At 40.7% G+C, this 19,569-nt stretch carries 17 protein-coding genes and 2 pseudogenes; 18 read left to right on the top strand and 1 reads right to left on the bottom strand.

The window, feature by feature from the left end:
• From DW036_RS22520 to DW036_RS22515, 3 genes and pseudogenes are all read left to right on the top strand, one after another.
• A pseudogene (locus DW036_RS22520) lies at positions 1-1,891 on the top strand (peptidase domain-containing ABC transporter); the annotation flags it as partial.
• Positions 1,887-2,234, top strand: a pseudogene (locus tag DW036_RS26275) (HlyD family secretion protein); the annotation flags it as partial. The pseudogenes DW036_RS22520 and DW036_RS26275, both read left to right, overlap by 5 nt.
• 327 nt (positions 2,235-2,561) lie before the next feature.
• Positions 2,562-3,299 (top strand): hypothetical protein, encoded by a 738-nt coding sequence (locus DW036_RS22515; protein ID WP_118466287.1) that lies wholly within the window; start codon positions 2,562-2,564, stop codon positions 3,297-3,299.
• A gap of 104 nt (positions 3,300-3,403) precedes the next feature.
• Here DW036_RS22515 and DW036_RS22510 read toward each other — a convergent pair whose 3' ends face one another.
• A complete protein-coding gene (locus tag DW036_RS22510; RefSeq protein WP_118466286.1) occupies positions 3,404-3,907 on the bottom strand; it encodes a DUF3836 domain-containing protein in 504 nt (167 codons plus the stop codon).
• Between the two features lie 387 nt (positions 3,908-4,294).
• Here DW036_RS22510 and DW036_RS22505 point away from each other — a divergent pair, with 387 nt between their 5' ends.
• The 15 genes from DW036_RS22505 (at position 4,295) to DW036_RS22435 (ending at position 19,568) form a co-directional block, all read left to right on the top strand.
• The gene (locus DW036_RS22505) at positions 4,295-5,197 is read left to right on the top strand and encodes a bifunctional 2-polyprenyl-6-hydroxyphenol methylase/3-demethylubiquinol 3-O-methyltransferase UbiG (protein WP_022393133.1); all 903 of its coding nucleotides are present in this window, start codon (positions 4,295-4,297) and stop codon (positions 5,195-5,197) included.
• A 36-nt stretch (positions 5,198-5,233) separates the two neighbouring features.
• Complete coding sequence (locus DW036_RS22500) at positions 5,234-6,115, top strand: ABC transporter permease (RefSeq protein ID WP_118466285.1); 882 nt, start codon at positions 5,234-5,236, stop codon at positions 6,113-6,115.
• A 104-nt stretch (positions 6,116-6,219) separates the two neighbouring features.
• Entirely contained in the window at positions 6,220-6,474 is a 255-nt protein-coding gene (locus tag DW036_RS22495; protein WP_007661024.1) for a DUF3098 domain-containing protein, read from the top strand.
• Between the two features lie 59 nt (positions 6,475-6,533).
• Positions 6,534-7,337, top strand: a complete 804-nt coding sequence (locus DW036_RS22490; RefSeq protein WP_118466284.1) for an undecaprenyl-diphosphate phosphatase — start codon at positions 6,534-6,536, stop codon at positions 7,335-7,337.
• A 3-nt stretch (positions 7,338-7,340) separates the two neighbouring features.
• Complete coding sequence (gene truB, locus DW036_RS22485) at positions 7,341-8,042, top strand: tRNA pseudouridine(55) synthase TruB (protein ID WP_007661020.1); 702 nt, start codon at positions 7,341-7,343, stop codon at positions 8,040-8,042.
• An 18-nt stretch (positions 8,043-8,060) separates the two neighbouring features.
• A complete protein-coding gene (gene queA, locus DW036_RS22480) occupies positions 8,061-9,119 on the top strand; it encodes a tRNA preQ1(34) S-adenosylmethionine ribosyltransferase-isomerase QueA (protein ID WP_022393129.1) in 1,059 nt (352 codons plus the stop codon).
• Positions 9,120-9,209: 90 nt separating this feature from the next.
• Entirely contained in the window at positions 9,210-9,680 is a 471-nt protein-coding gene (gene folK, locus DW036_RS22475; RefSeq protein ID WP_118466283.1) for a 2-amino-4-hydroxy-6-hydroxymethyldihydropteridine diphosphokinase, read from the top strand.
• Between the two features lie 45 nt (positions 9,681-9,725).
• The gene (locus tag DW036_RS22470; RefSeq protein WP_118466282.1) at positions 9,726-10,739 is read left to right on the top strand and encodes a lysylphosphatidylglycerol synthase transmembrane domain-containing protein; all 1,014 of its coding nucleotides are present in this window, start codon (positions 9,726-9,728) and stop codon (positions 10,737-10,739) included.
• A 273-nt stretch (positions 10,740-11,012) separates the two neighbouring features.
• The gene (gene metK, locus DW036_RS22465) at positions 11,013-12,305 is read left to right on the top strand and encodes a methionine adenosyltransferase (protein ID WP_044534541.1); all 1,293 of its coding nucleotides are present in this window, start codon (positions 11,013-11,015) and stop codon (positions 12,303-12,305) included.
• Between the two features lie 237 nt (positions 12,306-12,542).
• Entirely contained in the window at positions 12,543-13,022 is a 480-nt protein-coding gene (locus tag DW036_RS22460; RefSeq protein ID WP_118466281.1) for a hypothetical protein, read from the top strand.
• Between the two features lie 223 nt (positions 13,023-13,245).
• Entirely contained in the window at positions 13,246-14,877 is a 1,632-nt protein-coding gene (locus DW036_RS22455) for a tetratricopeptide repeat protein (protein WP_118466280.1), read from the top strand.
• 132 nt (positions 14,878-15,009) lie between these two features.
• The gene (locus tag DW036_RS22450) at positions 15,010-15,396 is read left to right on the top strand and encodes a DUF3244 domain-containing protein (protein ID WP_118466279.1); all 387 of its coding nucleotides are present in this window, start codon (positions 15,010-15,012) and stop codon (positions 15,394-15,396) included.
• 36 nt (positions 15,397-15,432) lie between these two features.
• Positions 15,433-16,431, top strand: a complete 999-nt coding sequence (locus DW036_RS22445) for a hypothetical protein (RefSeq protein ID WP_118466278.1) — start codon at positions 15,433-15,435, stop codon at positions 16,429-16,431.
• Positions 16,432-17,349: a thioredoxin domain-containing protein gene (locus tag DW036_RS22440; RefSeq protein ID WP_118466277.1), complete on the top strand. Its 918-nt coding sequence runs from the start codon at positions 16,432-16,434 to the stop codon at positions 17,347-17,349.
• On the top strand, positions 17,346-19,568 hold the full coding sequence (locus tag DW036_RS22435; RefSeq protein ID WP_118466276.1) for a TonB-dependent receptor: 2,223 nt from the start codon (positions 17,346-17,348) through the stop codon (positions 19,566-19,568). Before DW036_RS22440 ends, DW036_RS22435 begins: the two co-directional genes overlap by 4 nt.
• Position 19,569 lies beyond the last annotated feature (1 nt).

Below are 19,569 nucleotides of genomic sequence, written 5' to 3'. Positions count from 1 at the left end.
ATGAAAATATTTCCTTTTTATATCCAGTACGATGCCATGGATTGTGGCCCCACCTGCCTGCGCATGGTGACTGCTTTCTATGGCAAGCATTACTCGCTGGAAAAATTGAGGGAAAAGTCATTCATCACCCGTGAAGGTGTATCCATGCTGGGTATCAGCGAGGCAGCAGATAAACTTGGTTTTCGAAGTATGTGTGTGCAAATAGATTATGCAAAACTTCAGGAAGCACCTCTGCCTTGCATCGTACACTGGAATCAGCAGCATTTTGTTGTTGTCTACAAAATAAATGATCGGCAGGTATGGGTAGCCGATCCCGGAGGAGGAAAGCTGAGATATACCAAAGAGGAATTCTGTCGTTGCTGGGTAAGTTCGCGAAAGAATGGAGAAAATACGGGAGTGGTGCTATTGTTGGAGCCGACTCCTGAATTCTATATGATGAAGGATGAAGATGAGCCTATTAATCGTAGAGGTTTCGGATTTCTGTATTCATATCTTCACCCTTACCGGAATTTGGTGGGGCAACTACTATTAGGCCTGCTTTTGGGTAGCATGATACAACTGATGCTCCCATTTCTTACGCAGTCTATTGTAGATTTTGGAATTAATAACCAAAACCTTAACTTTATATATTTGCTACTGATGGCTCAACTGATGTTGAGCTTCAGTAGCAGTGCCGTGGAGTTTATCCGTGGCTGGATATTGTTGCATCTGGGGACGCGCATTAACATTGCCCTCATTTCTGATTTCCTGATTAAACTGATGAAGCTTCCTATGGGATACTTCGACACTAAAATGACGGGTGATATCCTGCAACGCATCAACGACCATACGCGTATTCAGAATTTCCTGACGGGAAGCAGTCTGATGGCTGTTCATGAAGAAACGTGCGGAACTGGATCATAAACGTTTTACCCAGCAGAGTGCCAACCAGAGCACAGTGGTGCAACTGGTAAATGGTATGCAGGAAATAAAGTTGAGTGCCTGCGAACAGCAGAAGCGTTGGGAATGGGAGCGCATACAGGCACGACTGTTCAAAGTGAATATCCGCAGCCTTGCCTTGCGGCAGTATCAGGATTCGGGAGCGATATTGATAAACCAGACGAAAAATATTATAATTACGGGCTTGGTGGCAAGCCTGGTAGTGCGGGGAGAAATGACGCTGGGTATGATGCTGTCCGTGCAGTATATCATTGGGCAACTGAACAGTCCGGTGAATGATTTGATAGCTTTCGCACGCGATATGCAGGATGCATGCCTTAGTATGAACCGCTTGGGCGAAGTGCGTGACAAGCCGGATGAAGAAGATCCCGCAAGGCAGTTGATACGGGACATTCCTCCGGGGAAAGATCTTCGACTGGAGAATCTGAGTTTCAGGTATGATCCGTTGAGTGAATTTCCTACATTGGACGACATCAGCCTGGAGATAAAAACGGGAAAGCAGACAGCTGTGGTTGGTATGAGTGGAAGCGGAAAGACAACATTGGTGAAGTTGCTGTTGGGCTTTTATCCTCCTGCAAGCGGGCAGATATTGCTGGGAGATACGCCATTGGAGAACTATAGTATCCGGGAGTGGAGAAGGCAGTGTGGCGTTGTGATGCAGGACGGCTTTATCTTCTCCGATACCATTGCGGGAAATATTGCGCCGGGTGCGGAACACATTGACAAAGAGCGGTTGCGCCATGCGGCCGAGGTGGCAAACATACACGGGTTCATCGAAGAGTTGCCACTGGGATACAACACCAAGATAGGACAGGAGGGGCATGGATTGAGTCAGGGGCAGAAACAGCGTATCCTCATAGCCCGTGCTGTGTATAAGAATCCGGAATTCATCTTCTTTGATGAGGCCACCAATGCACTGGATGCCAATAATGAACGTATCATTATGGAGAATTGTTGCTTCGCAGACAGGGGATATTATCGGCAAGATAAAACTCCCCGTCAACGGATCGGGCAAAGTGAAACCCGGGCAAAGGGTGAATATCAGCGTGACGGGGTATCCTTATATGGAATTCGGCTTCCTGACCGGAACGGTAGTATCTGTTTCCCTTTTGAAAGATAGTGATAGTATGTATACTGTTACCGTAAGTTTACTACAGAATTTATGTACATCTTATGGCAAGGTATTAGAATTTAATGGAGAGCTTACTGGAATAGCAGAAGTTATGACGGATGAACGGAGTGTGACCGGAAGGTTGCTTGGCCCGTTACGCTATCTTTGGGAGAAATACTTGTAACATTCTTTTTTGTTCGGAGAACTCACTGAAAAGACTTTAGACGAACATTGTTTTGTAATCAGTTTAAAAAGAATCCGGGCTAGTGTTTTTTATTTACCTTTGAGTTTTTTATTCTTATGAGGAATTTAAGTAGTATCCATTTGTAATAATTGCTAAATATGAATAAGCTGTTGTATTTATTACTAATAATCATTTGTTGTGGTTGTGCGTATAATTCTGAAACAGAGAAACATCAATATCAACGTGATAATATAATAAATATTCGGGATAAGCTGATAAGCCTTCAATTATGGGAGATTAGAGAATGTATTACTAAAATAATATTTTATGGGAATGCTTGTTTTTAATATTATAGTTACGTTAATATTATTATTGTGGGGAGCTTATTTTGTCAGGATATCACGGTTTATTCTACCGGAAGAGGTTGTTTGTGCAAATTACAAATATGTTCGGTTGACTAAGATTCTGATTTTTGTAGCTGCCGGAGTTTATTTCTTGACGCGATGTCTCCTAATGGTACTTTTGCCTGGATCGGCCATTCACATGGTAGGTATTGCTGTTTTATTGGCAATGGCTGTTGTCGTGTCGCTGTGTCTTGTTATTATATCCAAGGGTAGTAGATGGCAATATGCTGCTATTGCTTATTTTTTAGTATCTACAGTTGGTATTGGTTATTGGGCGAATGATATGATTACTATGCCTGGCGAAATATATGTGAATGAAAATCAGGTTGAAATCAGAGGAAGTTATACACTTGATATTCCGCTAACTGCTATCTCTGCAGTGAAATTGGAAGAACAGTTTCCAAATGTGGCATATCGTGATAATGGTATTTCTTTTAAAGATATTAATATAGGATATTTTAAACTTAGAAGTGGCGAAAGATGTTTTATGTATCTGAAGAATAGATTGCTACCGATTATTCATATAGAAAGAAGGAAAGATATGCCTGTGTATGTGAATTGTGATACGCCAAATGAAACTATCGAATTATATAATAAACTGGATAGCATATTGATTGGGAATAAATTTCATCAGTCCGGTTGGTGGTATATTGGCTTGTAACAATGTGCTTTGTCCGGAAAAGGCTATTGTGTGGTTTGCATAAAAGAAAAAAACACGAACCTCACGGCCCGTGCTTTTCTGCTTAACTTTAATTTCTATATTTATCATTTTGCAATTGCCAATAGATTAGTTGTGAAGTCCATCTGTTTGTGGTTAACCAGCGTCCAGTCTGATTTATTTTTGCTATCTTGCTTGTAGGCTTTGTAGGCCGTAGGCATATTTGCATCATTCAGTTCGTATACACTTTTCTGAATTGCTTCATCAAAAGCTTTGTGAGATTCGTTCCAGCGAGCATAGTTCATGATTATTTCATTATCGCTGTACTGGTAAGTCATTTTGAAATAGGGTATCCATTCATCTTTTGCACCATCCCATTTGGAAGCCTCTTTACTTATCAGGCGGTTCTGATCATCGTATGCAAAGGTGTACTGCATGTGGCGTTGGAGGTAAGATCCATCTTTTTTGAAGATAGTTTTTGATGCTACCAATTCGCCGTTCATCACTTGATTTGTTATGAAACCATCCTGAGCTTTCACTTCGGAGTTAAGAACACTTGCTATCATAATAGCTACCAATGCGACTGCTTTAAATAAACTTGTAGTTTTCATAATCTTTATTTTTTAATTGTTACTATTTCTATTTGGCTTTCGCTCTTATCTATTAGACGGAACTACTTGCTGAAAAGTGGCAGATAATTTTTATTTTTTTGCTGACCGCTTTCGCTTAATAACAGTCAATTCCTGTGCCAAAGTGATAATGTGTTGATAATCAGTGGTTATTTAAGGATGCAACCTGTTCATTATCGGACAGCTGTCCGCTTATTATCGAACAGTGATTAGAAATAAAGGAAGAGCGTGCTTACGAAGTTCCTCTCTTTTATTAAAACTCCTTAAAGAAAGCCCGTATCATCACTTTTTATTTGTTATTTTGCACCAAATTCGGGTATAGTGTGGTCTGATTGATTCGGGCTGCACTTCATTATTGCATAATGTTCAATGAATAAACTCACCATAAAAGTCTGTCCGGTATGCGGTAGTGCACATATAGAGCGTGCTATGACTTGCATAGACCATTATGCTTCCAGCGAAGCATTCTATCTGTGCCGTTGTCAGGATTGTAGCTTTCTCTTTACGCAGGATTTTCCTGTGGAAGCCGAGATAGGCAGATATTATGAAACTCCCGATTACATTTCCCATTCCGATACGAAAAAAGGCCTCATGAACAGGGTGTACCACTGGGTGCGTAGCTATATGCTGGGCCGTAAGGCACGCTTGGTGGTTCGCGAAGCACATCGTAAGGAAGGACGTCTGCTGGATATCGGTACGGGAACAGGATATTTTGCCGATGCTATGCAGAAGCGAGGCTGGCAGGTGGAGGCAGTGGAACGGAATGCGCAGGCACGCGTATTTGCTAAGGAACACTTCAATCTGGATATAAAGCCTGATACTGCATTGCAGGATTTTGCTCCCGGTAGTTTTGATGTCATTACTTTGTGGCACGTTATGGAGCATCTGGAACATTTGAATGAGACGTGGGATACATTGAATAAACTCCTGACGGAAAAGGGTGTACTGATTATTGCAGTGCCTAACTGTTCTTCTTATGACGCTAAGAAGTATGGTGCACATTGGGCTGCTTATGATGTTCCGCGCCATTTGTGGCATTTTACGCCGGGTACCATTCAGAAGTTGGGTGCCAAGCATGAGTTTATATTGGCTGCACGCCATCCGATGCCGTTTGATGCATTCTATGTATCGATGTTGAGTGAAAAGTATATGGGGCGTTCTCTGTCTTTCTTTCGGGGTATGCTTAGTGGTACGCTGGCATGGTTCAGTGCATTGGGGAGCAAGGAGCGGAGCAGTTCGATGATTTACGTGTTCAGAAAGAAACAGAAGTAAGATATAGAGGATGATAAAATGGTAAGATGATAAGGTATGAAGACGAAAAGCAAAAATAATTCCGTATCCTATTTTGATATGCAGTTCATTACCTCCAGTATCAGTACTACGTTGGTATTGCTGTTGTTGGGGTTGGTGGTGTTTTTCGTGCTGACTGCCCATAATCTGTCTGTGTATGTGAAGGAGAATATCAATTTCTCTATTATCATTAGTGATGATATGAAGGAGACGGATATTCTGAAGTTACAAAAGAGGCTGGATAAAGAAGTGTTTGTACGGTCTACGGAGTATATTTCGAAGAAGCAGGCGCTTCGCGAGCAAATTGAAGCAATGGGAACAGACCCGCAAGATTTTCTGGGTTATAATCCGCTTCATGCATCTATCGAAGTGAAGTTGCACTCTGATTATGCGAATACCGACAGTATAGCTAAAATAGAGAAACAGATAAAGAAGAATACCAATGTACAGGAAGTGCGTTATCAGGAAGATCTGATAAACATGGTCAATGAGAATATCCGCAACATAAGTCTGATGTTACTGGGGTTGGCGGTATTATTGGCGTTCATATCCTTTGCATTGATCAATAATACTATCCGGCTGACAATCTATTCCAAGCGTTTTCTCATTCACACAATGAAGTTGGTGGGAGCGAGTTGGAGTTTTATCCGTCGTCCGTTCCTGTGGCGTAACTTCTGGATAGGCGTATTGGCTGCTGTCATTGCCGATGGGATTTTGTGGGGTGCTGCCTATTGGTTGGTGGTGTATGAGCCAGATCTGATCAGTGTTATTACGCCCAATGTCATGATGCTGGTTTCCGTATCGGTGCTTGTGTTCGGGGTGTGCATTACGTGGTTCTGTGCATACCTGTCCATTAATAAGTTCCTGCGGATGAAGGCAAGCACACTGTATTATATATAATACTGGACAGTATAGTTGCTTCAATCGGAACTATGCATGAGTGGAAAAATAAGAAACGCTTTGAGCGAAGTTAAACCGTAAATAATTAAATCATAAATAACGAGATGAGTAAACAGAAATTTGCTTTCGATAAAACCAACTTTATCCTGCTTGCAGTTGCAATGGCGGTAGTGATTATCGGCTTTATCCTGATGACCGGTCCGGTGTCTACACCGACGCACTTTGAACCGGATATTTTTAGTGCAAGACGTATTAAAGTTGCTCCGGTGGTTTGCCTTGCGGGCTTCTTGCTTATGATATATGCAGTGTTGCGTAAACCGCGTGACAAGCAAACGGATAATGAAGGAATGAAAGAATGAAATGCTATGTGTGGGAGGATGTGACTTCTATCATAAATTATAAATCATAAATAAACTACATGGAATGGTTTGAGGCGCTCATCCTTGGGATAATCCAGGGTTTGACAGAGTATTTGCCGGTAAGTAGTAGCGGACATTTGGCTATCGGTTCGGCATTATTTGGTATTGAAGGGGAAGAAAATCTGGCATTTACGGTAGTAGTACATGTGGCTACGGTATTCAGTACACTGGTAGTTCTTTGGAAGGAAATAGAATGGATTTTCAAGGGGCTGTTTAAGTGGCAGATGAATGAAGAGACGCGTTATGTAATTAATATCTTGATTTCTATGATACCTATTGGTATTGTAGGTGTATTTTTTAAAGATGAGGTAGAAGCAGTCTTTGGTTCAGGTTTGCTGATTGTAGGCTGCATGCTATTGGTGACGGCTGCTTTACTGTCTTTTTCTTATTATTATAAGCCGAAGCAGAAAGAAAATATTTCTATGAAAGATGCATTCATTATCGGTTTGGCTCAGGCTTGTGCTGTGCTTCCCGGACTTTCACGTTCCGGAACTACAATTGCTACAGGGTTATTGCTGGGTGATAATAAGGCAAAGTTGGCTCAGTTCTCTTTCCTGATGGTGATGCCACCGATATTGGGCGAAGGCCTGTTGGATGGTATGAAGTTGATGAAAGGCGAAGATATTGCCGGAAGTATTTCAACGTTGTCATTGTTGATAGGCTTCATTGCGGCTTTTGTATCGGGTTGTTTGGCTTGTAAGTGGATGATTAATATTGTGAAAAAGGGGAAACTGATATACTTCGCGGTTTATTGTGCGATTGCCGGTATTGTGACCCTTGTACTTTCACAAATGCAAGGATAGCAGATGAAGTTTAAAGAAGGAGAAGTACTCTATTTCAATAAACCGTTGGGATGGACTTCGTTTAAGGTTGTGGGACATGCGCGTTACCACATCTGCCGACGGATGAAAGTGAAGAAATTGAAAGTAGGCCATGCCGGCACACTCGATCCTTTGGCTACAGGGGTGATGATTGTCTGCACAGGTAAGGCTACGAAGCGAATTGAAGAGTTTCAGTACCATACGAAGGAATATGTTGCCACCATTCAGTTGGGCGCCACCACTCCTTCCTACGATCTGGAACACGAGATAGATGCCACTTACCCTACGGAGCATATTACGCGGGAGTTGGTGGAAGAGACGTTGAAGACATTTATCGGTGAGATACAACAAGTGCCTCCCGCCTTTTCAGCCTGTATGGTGAATGGCAAACGTGCTTATGATCTGGCACGTAAAGGCGAAGAGGTAGAGTTGAAACCGAAGTTGTTGGTGATTGACGAGATAGAGTTGCTGGAGTGTAACCTGCCGGAGATTAAAGTCCGCGTGGTGTGCAGCAAAGGTACCTATATCCGTGCCCTGGCACGTGACATCGGTGAAGCGCTGAATAGTGGTGCTCATCTTACGGCTTTGGAACGCACTCGTGTAGGTGATGTCCGGTTGGAAGATTGCCTCGACCCGATGAATTTTAAGGAGTGGATAGATGCTCAGGAGATAGAAATTGAAGAATAACTTAAAGAAAGAATAGATATGAAACTGTCGCAATTTAAATTTAAGCTTCCGGAAGAGAAGATTGCTTTGCACCCTACAAAGTATAGAGATGAATCGCGCCTTATGGTGCTTCACAGAAAGACAGGTGAGATTGAGCACAAGGAATTCAAAGATGTTCTGAACTACTTTGATGACAAAGATGTGTTCATCTTCAATGATACGAAAGTGTTCCCTGCCCGCCTGTATGGTAATAAGGAAAAGACCGGTGCCCGTATCGAGGTATTCCTTCTTCGCGAGCTGAACGAAGAACTTCGGTTGTGGGATGTATTGGTAGACCCTGCCCGTAAGATACGTATCGGCAATAAGCTGTATTTCGGTGACGACGATTCTATGGTGGCTGAGGTTATTGACAATACGACTTCTCGCGGTCGTACGCTCCGTTTCCTTTATGACGGTCCGCACGATGAGTTCAAGAAAGCTTTGTACGCACTGGGCGAAACCCCACTGCCGCACAGCATTATCAATCGTCCTGTAGAACCGGATGATTCAGAACGTTTCCAGTCTATCTTTGCTCGCAATGAAGGTGCGGTAACGGCTCCTACTGCCAGTCTGCACTTCAGCCGCGAACTGATGAAGCGCTTGGAAATCAAGGGTATCGATTTTGCTTATATTACTCTTCATGCCGGTTTGGGCAATTTCCGAGACATTGATGTGGAAGACCTCACGAAGCATAAGACGGATTCTGAGCAAATGATTGTGAATGAAGAGGCTGTTAACGTTGTGAACCGTGCCAAGGACCTGAACAGACAGGTTTGTGCCGTGGGGACCACCGTGATGCGTGCTATTGAGAGCACCGTAAGCACAGACGGACATCTGAAACCGTACGAGGGCTGGACGAACAAGTTCATCTTCCCTCCTTACGACTTTACAGTGGCAAATGCGATGATTTCCAATTTCCACATGCCGCTTTCTACTTTGCTGATGATTGTTGCTGCTTTCGGTGGATACGATCAGGTAATGGAGGCGTATAATGTGGCTCTGAAGGAAGGTTATCGCTTCGGTACATATGGTGATGCGATGTTGATTACGGATAAGTAAACGAATGATTAGTGGTTAGTGATTAGTGATAAGCGGGTTGTTGCAGTGTCATTCTCTCACTAATCACTCATCGTTAATCACTAATCACTTATGCAAGTCTATTTCAGTTTAGGGACTAACTTAGGCAATAAGGAGCAGAACCTCCGTTTTGCCGTGCAATATATTGAGAAGCGGATAGGGAAAGTTATTTCCCTGTCCGCTTTTTATGCTACTGCCCCGTGGGGATTCTCCTCGAAGAATGCTTTCCTGAATGCTGCTGTCTGTATAGAGACCACGCTTTCTCCCTTAGAGGTACTTTCTGAGTCGCAGTCCATTGAGCGGGAGATGGGACGTATTCATAAATCAGTAAATGGTGTGTACAGCGACCGTGTGATAGATGTCGATTTGTTGTTGTATGATGATCTTATTCTGGATACCCCTACATTGAAACTTCCCCATCCGTTGATGCAGGAACGTGCTTTTGTGATGGAACCGTTGGCGGAAATTGCCCCTGATGTACTGCATCCTGTATTGAATAAAACTATGCAGGAGCTTTATAGGACACTTGTGTCTCAGAAATAGAATACTTGTGTTATAGAAATAGAATGCTTGTGTTATAAAAACAGTATGAAGAATAAATATCGCAACTTGTTCTTGCTTTTTGGTGTGCTGGCTATCGTTGTCATGCTTTGCACGATGGATATGGATTATTCCGATATATGGGAGAACCTGAAGCGCGTGGGCTTTTGGTTTCCTGTGATCATGCTGTTGTGGTTCTTTGTCTATCTGATAAATACCTGTTCATGGTATCTGATAATCAGGGATGACCGCAAGTATCGCGTTCCTTTCTGGACGGTCTGCAAACTGTCGATCACTGGTTTTGCCATCAATTATGCCACGCCCGGCGGACTGATGGGAGGCGAACCGTACCGGATTATGGAACTGACTCCTTATGTAGGCGTAAGCAAGGCCAGCTCTTCGGTCATCCTGTACGTGATGATGCATATCTTCTCTCACTTCTGGTTCTGGTTTCTTTCCATATTCTTATATCTCTTCCTGTATCCTGTGAATACCTTTATGGCGGTATTGCTCACTGCAGTCGGAGCGTTCTGTCTGCTGGCTATCTATTTCTTTGCCCGTGGCTATAAGAATGGAATGACGGTGAAGACTTTCCGGTTCCTGCAGAAGGTGCCGTTTGTCAAACGGTGGGCACATCGTTTCATTGTGAAACAAAAAGATACTCTGGAACAGATTGATAGTCAGATAGCCATGTTGCATAGCCAACATAAGATTACTTTCTACAGTTCGCTGTTGTTGGAACTTTCGGCACGCATATTTTCCAGCCTTGAAATATACATCATTTTGCGCGTCTTCACACCGGAGGTGAATGGCTGGGACTGTGTATTGATATTGGCTTTCTCTTCGCTGTTCAGCAATCTGATCTTCTTCTTCCCGATGCAACTGGGGGCACGCGAAGGCGGGTTGGCACTGGCTGTAGACGGATTGCACATGTCTCCGGCACTGGGTGTTTATGTGGGGCTGATTACCCGGTTGCGTGAACTGCTATGGATTGCTATCGGGATGGTGTTGATAAAGATTGGGAATAAGAAACCGGGAGATGCTTCTTCTTCCGAATGTTAAAGCCTTTTCAAGTATCCCGATTGCCTTACCCACAAGTGGGTATTCTGTTTATACAAGTGTTAATACTTCCCCGATTATATACTATATTCATCGAAAACCTTTATCTTTGCACCCGAAAATGAAATGTGGAAAGATTTGAGTAGCTTGCAACCACAGAAAAAAATGCTAAAACACATCCTTTTCTGACGATGCCTCCGTGCATCGGGATATGCATGTCTACTCACCCGGTCCCCGCTTTTCATTCTTTAATTATTCATTCTTTAATTTAGAAGTATGGGATATTTATTCACATCCGAATCGGTGTCAGAAGGACACCCCGACAAAGTGGCCGATCAAATATCGGACGCTGTGCTTGACAAACTGTTGGCTTACGACCCCAGTTCGAAAGTAGCTTGCGAAACTCTGGTAACTACCGGACAGGTAGTACTGGCTGGAGAAGTGAAAACCAAAGCGTACGTTGACTTACAACTCATTGCGCGCGAAGTAATTCAGAAAATCGGCTATACAAAAGGCGAGTACATGTTCGAAAGTAACTCGTGCGGTGTATTGTCCGCTATTCATGAGCAAAGTCCCGACATTAACCGTGGCGTAGAGCGTCAGGACCCTATGGAACAGGGTGCAGGCGACCAGGGTATGATGTTTGGTTATGCTACTAACGAGACCGAAAATTACATGCCTCTTTCTCTCGACCTGTCACACCGCATTCTGCAAGTGCTGGCCGACATCCGTCGCGAAGGTAAGGAAATGACTTATCTCCGTCCCGACTCTAAGAGCCAGGTAACCATTGAATACGATGATAACGGCACGCCCGTACGTATCGATACGATTGTAGTTTCTACTCAGCATGATGATTTCATCCAGCCGGCTGACGGCAGCGAGGCTGCCCAGTTGAAAGCGGATGAAGAAATGCTTGCCACAATTCGTCAGGATGTCATCAATATCCTGATGCCACGTGTCATAGCTTCCATCCATGCAGAGAAAGTTTTGGCATTGTTCAATGATCATATCACTTATCACGTCAATCCTACCGGAAAGTTCGTTATCGGCGGACCTCATGGAGATACCGGTCTGACAGGGCGTAAGATTATTGTAGATACATATGGTGGCAAGGGTGCTCATGGTGGCGGTGCTTTCTCAGGTAAAGACCCCAGCAAGGTAGACCGCAGTGCTGCTTATGCTGCCCGTCACATTGCCAAGAATCTGGTAGCTGCCGGTGTAGCCGACGAGATGCTGGTACAGGTATCTTATGCTATCGGTGTGGCACGTCCCATCAACATTTACGTCAATACTTATGGACGCGGTCATGTAGCGATGAGTGATGGTGAGATTGCAAAGAAGATTGATGAACTTTTCGATCTTCGTCCGAAAGCCATTGAAGATCGTTTGAAACTCCGTAATCCGATTTATCAGGAAACTGCAGCTTACGGCCATTTGGGACGTGAACCGCAAGTAATTACCAAGCACTTTAAATCTCGTTATGAAGGTGACAAGGATGTAGAGGTAGAACTCTTCACTTGGGAAAAACTGGATTATGTGGATAAAGTGAAGGCTGCTTTCGGTCTGTAGTATTTTCCTTTCAGTTAGTAATCAGCGTAGCTTTACAAGCTATTTATATAGAAGCCGTCTTTCTTCATCCCGTTTTGCGGGGGAGAGGACGGCTTTTTGTTATTCTTCTGTTTAATAATAAAACATTTTCTCTGAATAAAGAGTTATTTATATGGCTACGAAGATATAATTTATTTGTGATTTGTCATTAAACGGTGTTATTAAATAATTGAAGATACACTTTTAAATTGATTAAGAATGGGCAATATCTTTAACAAAATATTCTCTTTAACGAGAGATAATGAAAGCAAACCGGATTTCCAGACTTGCTGTACTCCTATGGAGGTTTTTGATGAACAGAAAGTAAAAGCTATTGTAAAGCACTGGCTTTTGTCCATTGATGAATATGAGACTATACCGGATGATATCGTTGCATTGAACTTCAATCTGTGGGAAGCTGTTGAAGAAGATGGTGGAAGTTGCTATACACTTGAGTTGACGGGTGCCAAACAGTATGATGCAGAAGATGATGACTGGGCATGTGAAGAGGATTTTGATCCAAGACTAAGAAACTGTGATGCATTGCAACTTTCGAGTGCAATCCCATGGGAGGATATATTGAAAGGACTGGTAAAAGTCTTGAAAGAACTGAAGGTTGAGTTAGCGGGGATAAACCTCTTTCAGGTTGAGCATATTACTGTTGGATTTACGGAAGGGGATCTGGAAGTTATAAAATAATGTGTAAATGCTCCCAATTCTGGCGAAATGCTAATTAGTCATCGGGAAACTCCTTTGTTTTGCCTTGTTTCTGTATTTGTGGGTATCTGAACGGATATATAATGGCAAAAATGCTATTCGTTTATAATTTGTTACTATCTTTGTGGAGATACGTAACTATCCGTTAATGTTGACTTTTTGTCGTTGATTGCATTCGGAAACATAGTGATAAAACTACCTATTTATGAAGAAACTATTATTCTTTTTCTTATTAATTACAATATCTCTGTTTAATTCGTGCAGAAAGGGAGAGCATGTCATTAATCCGGCTTTATTATTAGCGGATTCTTTAATGCAATCTCGTCCTGATAGCTCACTCTATTTACTTGAGCAAATCTCCGATCCACAAAAGATAAAGAATGCGGATAGGGCTTTCTATAACTTATTGTTAACGCAAGCAAAATATAAGAACTGCATACTATTACAAAATGATTCTTCGATACAGATAGCAGTAGATTATTATAAAAAGAATGTGGATAAAGAACGACTTGCGAAATCTTATTTCTATCTGGGTTGTGTTTATTTGGAACAGAAAAAGTTACCGACAGCTATTGATTTTTATTTGAAAGCTATAGATGTAATGCCTAAAGATAGGGACTCTATCTTTTTATCTATGATATATAGTCATTTAGGTGATTCTTATAATAAACAAAACTTGAATCAAACAGCTATAAGTATGTACAAAAAGGGGTATTATTTGTGCATGAAATATGATTCAGTCCGTACTTGCTATTTCCTAAAAGATATAGGCGATGCTTTCTTATTAAAATATCAACTGGATAGTACATATTATTATTATCAACAGGCATTGGTAATAGCTCATGCTTTACAAAATTTTGATTTACTATCTGTTATATATAAAAACATGGCTACTTTTTACAATGCGCAAGGTAAATATGCAGAGGCTGAGGCGTGCATTTCAAAAGCATTACCATATTTATCTAGTGAAGAAGATATTACTTCTGCTTGCTCTGTAAAAGGTGATATCTTGAGTGATATGAATAGAAAAGATTCAGCTGTGTATTATTGGAGAATAGGAAAGAGGTCATCTAATATATATGTTAAAGCATCATCTTTTCATAGTTTATTTCAGGAAAGTAAGAGAATGAAAGATTGGCAAAATGCTACATTATATGCTGATTCTTTCATTTTATTCTATGATTCCATTGAAACGATGAATAATCGTGCAGAACTTGATAGTTTGATGGATAATCGTATAGTTGAATTACATAAAAATGAATTATCTGATCGAAATCGACATTTAGTTATTTTGTTAGTAGTAATTTTTTTATTGCTATTATTGCTATTGGTTATACTGTATTTGTGGAAAGATAGATGCCGCAAGAAAAAGTTTATGGATTTGCAATATAGATTATTGGATAATCGTGTGGAAACAGTGTTGCTAAATGATAATTCGACCTCTCCTCGGAAGATTAATAGTCTTGAATTACAAAGATTGAAAAAAGAACGCATCGAAATTTGTATGGCATTGTTTGAGACAACTGAAGGCTATAAGAAATTGATTGAGTTGAAAAAAATAATGCCTAAAGAACGTATAATCAAGGCGAGATTTTCTAGAGTAATAATAGTGCGTGATATTCAAAAAACATTTGTAGATGTGATGGGTGATTTGAAAGATAATTGTTTGTCATTGACTACCGATGATTTGCTTTATTGTGTATTGGTTCTGCTTCGTTGTCCTAAAGAGGTAATTATGGATGTGATGGATTCCTCTTCAGATGCAATAAAAACAAGAAAAAATCGTATTAAGAATAAAATGAATACTGACTTATTTGAAAGTATATTTAATATTTAATAGTCAGGCCTTTATAAGTTTTATTGTTACTGTTGTTACCTTTCTTATTATCCTATTGTTACCATTGTTACTATTTAATTATTGGTTCTCATATAAAAAACATTTTAATTTGCCTCGTCAAAAATTATTAATATGAAAACCAACAAATTACTATTATTTTTATTGGTATTTCTACCGATATGTATGTGTGCAATGCCACAAGGAAAGGTGGAAGATATTAAATTGCAGAAATCATTATCTAGTACACCTGCCAAAGGTAAACGCTCAGTAGACCTTCTGGAAGCTTCAGCACATTTTAATTTCTATAATGAGACGTTACTAATTAACCTTTATGGTGATTTTAAGAATGTTGAAATCTCTGTGACCAATCTTTTGACTAATGAGGTCGTTTACTCTGAACTACATACAATATCAAGTAATATTGTATTGAACATGGGCGGATTATTAGAAGAAAATTCAGAATATCGTTTAGAGATAATTATTGGAGAGACTATATTATACGGAGATTTTGATTTTTAATTTAAAGCTAATGGTGTAGCTTAACCATTCAAAGACATGAAAAAACATTTATTATTCACTCTTTTAGGAGTATTGACATGCTACTCATGCAGTAATAGCTATGATTTGTTAGAAAATGATTTGGAGTTAGCTAAAGCAGCTACAGATTATGAGGCATCAACCAGAGCGATTGAAGAAGATACTGATTCTTTAAAAATAGAAACGGTAGCGGATGAGGAAACTATTCAGCAGCTTATGGATGATTATGTAACAGAATTAATGAACCGTACATCTATAGCAAAAGAAAAGGTGATGCGAACTGTTTATAGTGCTTCCGATGATGTAGTAGGGGTCTTCAGGGTTGGCACTTGCGGGGGTTATGCTGAGTTGGATGTTCGTATTGATACGGAAGACACTAGGTCGAAGTCCAAGACTGAAGGTTCGGTAGGGGATTCATATGTTGATAGTAACGGTAATGTTGTTTTAAGATTTTGTTTAACTGAGGCGAGTCAGTATTATCCTGGAGGTGTATTTCTTGTAAAGCATATAAATTACAATAGAACGGATTTTAGTTTTACTTATCCCTCGATGAAAATTATAGCACGTTATCATGATTGTGATGATAAACGTCCGATTAATGATGCTTGGGGTACACATCCTAAATATAACTCTGCAAAAGCCATATCTACGGGATATACTAAAATAGATAATAATGTTGTTTTAGCATGGGCTTTTCCTGATAGACGAGGTGTACCAAGTACTATGACAAGTGGGCAATTTGGTCCTAAAACTCGTATAAATTATGGAGTTATCTGTGGCTCACCAGCTGGAACGATGGGAAAAATCCTCTTTGATGATGAAGATTCGAGTAATAAGAATTGGGCTAAATTATATACTGGGTATACTTTTACTAAAGATTTGGCATCAGAAACTCTTTATGGTGAATATGGTTTAAATACAGGCAAAAATACGTTGTATAGTATAACATTAAATACAAATCTTGATTGTTTCAAGAATAAGAATATATATCATCCAAGGATGATAACTGCTAATTAAATGAAACAGATATTGTTATTAATGTTGGCTGTGTTGCTGTATTCTTGTTCCAAAGGTGGCGAAGAAGTTGTTGCTGAAATAAATGGGTATAAACTATATGCTTCAGAATTGTCTCAGGTGACAACACAAGAGACCTTCGATTTATTGAATATGGCTTATGAAATAAAGATGAGAGCCTTAGATGATTTAATCAAACGAAAATTGATTGAATATGAGGCTCTTGGTCGGAGGATTCTTGTTGATGAGTATTTGGATACTTATGTTGATAGTATTATGACAGTTTCAACGGGAATAGATACGGCGGACTTGTCCTTAAAAAATAGTATGCGGAGTGTCTTAATCCGGCATTTAGCAGATTCACTATTTAATAAAGCGCAAATCAAACGATATGTTTATCCTCCTAAACAGCCTAAATGTGTTGTTGCTGATTTGTGCGTACAATATAGGGGAAATCTCGATGCTGCTACCCATTTGATAGTAGCATCAGATTTCTGTTGTAAACGTTGCGCTGAATTTGAGAAAACCTTGAAACGTATTTATGATAAATACCATGACCGGGTGAAATTTGGCTTTGTTAGTTTTGCGGACGAACCGAATCTTGCTTCGTTAGCTTGTGAAGCAGCTGGTAAATATGGGAAATTTTGGGAGTTTCATGATGCCATATTCTCATATAATGCTTTGCCGGACTCTGCATATATTTTGGGACTTGCAAAGAATTTAGGATTAGATGTAGCCGGATATAAGCAAGATTTACAGTCTGCCGAAACTTATAATAATGTAAATCATACTATTAATAAACTGATGGAGCGGGGATTGTTTGCCACTCCTACCATAATAATCAATAATCGTTTGGTTTACATAACAAACTCTTATGAAGAATTGACTAAACTGTTAGATAAAGAATTGCAAAACAAATGAAAATTTTATCTCTTTATTTATGTTTTCTTTTTCTGTGCCTGCACACTTCCTTTGCTCAAAAAGTAATTGTACGGGGTCGTGTGACGGATGCAAAGACGGGTGAAGCCCTCTCTGATGCTAATATACTGGAAAAGAATTCGAGTATAGGTATGGCTACAAATGCTTATGGGCTTTATTCTATTACGATCCAGGCAGGGAGGTGTGTGCTTCAATGCTCCATGTTGGGGTATACTACCTGGTCGGATACGTTGCAACTGTCAGACAATGCGGTGGTGGATATAGCTTTGCAACCCAACGATTATCTGCTGAAAGGAGTTGAAGTAGTGGGAGCAAGAAAACATGGCGGGCAGTTTATGTTGGATGCAAAGGAGATACAAGCCTTACCTGTTGTGGGGGGAGAGGCAGATTTGATGAAGACTTTACAATTCTTGCCCGGGGTACAAAGTGGTAACGAGGGAGCCAATAATATTTCGGTAAGAGGAAGCAATCAATGGGGGAATTTAGTTTTACTGGACGAAGCAGTGGTTTATAATCCAAGCCATGTGTTATCCTTTTTTTCTGTGTTTAACAATGATGCTATTCAAAAAGTAGACCTTTATAAATCTTACTTTCCATTGAAATACGGCGGACGTTCTTCGTCGGTGATTGATGTCCGTATGCGTGAAGGTAATAGTAAAGAGCGTAATCGGAGCGCGAGTTTAGGATTAATAGCTTCTAAAGTCTTATTGGAAGGTCCGTTGAAAAAAGGTTCTTATCTGGTTTCCGGCAGGTTTGGTTATCCCGGAGCTACACTTAGCTTATTGGGGGGGGATCTGACATCTAAGCCACAAATGTGGTTTTATGATGTGAATGCTAAAGTGAATATGGCATTGAATGACCGTAACCGCCTTTTCTTTTCGTTATATAGTGGAGGAGATCATACCATTTTCAACAAACTGGTCAAAGACTATGGAATGGATTGGGGCAATGCGACAGCTACTGTGCGCTGGAATCATATTCTGAATGACCGGACTAATGTGAATACAAGCGCCATCTTCAGTAACTATTATTATAAGTATAAATCCCTGGCAGACGGATTGCAATATCTATGGAAATCAGATATGCAGTCTTACCAATTGAAATCGGATTGGGAGACGCATTTGGACAATTCATTGAGTCTGAAAACGGGAGTAAGTGCGCATTATTTCACTACGATGCCCGGTGCGGTGACAAGAGCTAATGAAGATTCTAATGTGATGCCTTCGCGCTTGCCCAGAAAAATGCTGTGGGATATGGGACTCTATGCAGAAGGTGAATATAAATTCCTTTCCCGTTTCCAACTGAATGCAGGAATCCGTTTGTCTGTGCTGCATGCTCCGGGAAGTTCTTCTTATGGGGCAAAAACGTATGTGGTTCCTGAACCCCGGGCGGAATTGGCCTATATGCCTGATGCTTCCAGTCGCTTCACTCTTTCTTATACGCAAGCAGCACAGAGCATACATATGCTGTCCAACTCTTCGGTAGGAATACCTTCGGATATGTGGATACCTGCCAATGCGTTATTGCAACCTTCTGTAATGCGGCAGGTGGCATTGGGGTATGAATATCATTTTTCTCAAAGGGAATACACTCTGTCGGTAGAGGCTTATATCCGGAAGATGCGTCATGTGGTAGATTATGCAGAGAATGCCAATATATTCCAGAACGACCGGATTGAAAAAGAAGTGGAGAGTGGCACTGCCCAAGGCACCGGACTGGAATTTTACTTTTCTAAAAACCGTGGAGTATTGACGGGATGGCTTAGTTATACACTTTCGCGTGCCCGAAACAAGATTAATGGGGAGGAATACAAACCGGTATACGATCGCCCACACAATCTGAAGTTATTCCTGAACTGGAATTTTGGGTCTCATTGGTCATTATCGTCCACTTTTTCTTATGCTTCGGGCATGAATCTGACGTTGCCGGTGGGGAAATATTATTTTCATCAGGCTGTATTCTACATTTATTCGGGCAGAAACGGATATCGTGCTCCGTCGTTTCATCAGTTGGATCTTTCGACGACTTATCGATGGAAAAATCGAAGTCTTTCTCTTTCAGTGATCAATGCGTATAACCGAAAAAATGTTTTTTCTATGTATGCAGGGCGTGACGGATATTCTTCTTTTTCAAAGTCTCGTATCTATAAATTATATCTTTATGGTATTGTACCATCGCTAACCTATACTTTTAAATTTTGAT

Origin of the sequence: Bacteroides sp. AF39-11AC (assembly GCF_003474285.1) — a bacterium.
Taxonomy (GTDB): Bacteria; Bacteroidota; Bacteroidia; order Bacteroidales; family Bacteroidaceae; genus Bacteroides.
Note: the sequence above shows the minus strand (reverse complement) of the source record. Positions and strands in the feature narration are given on the sequence as shown.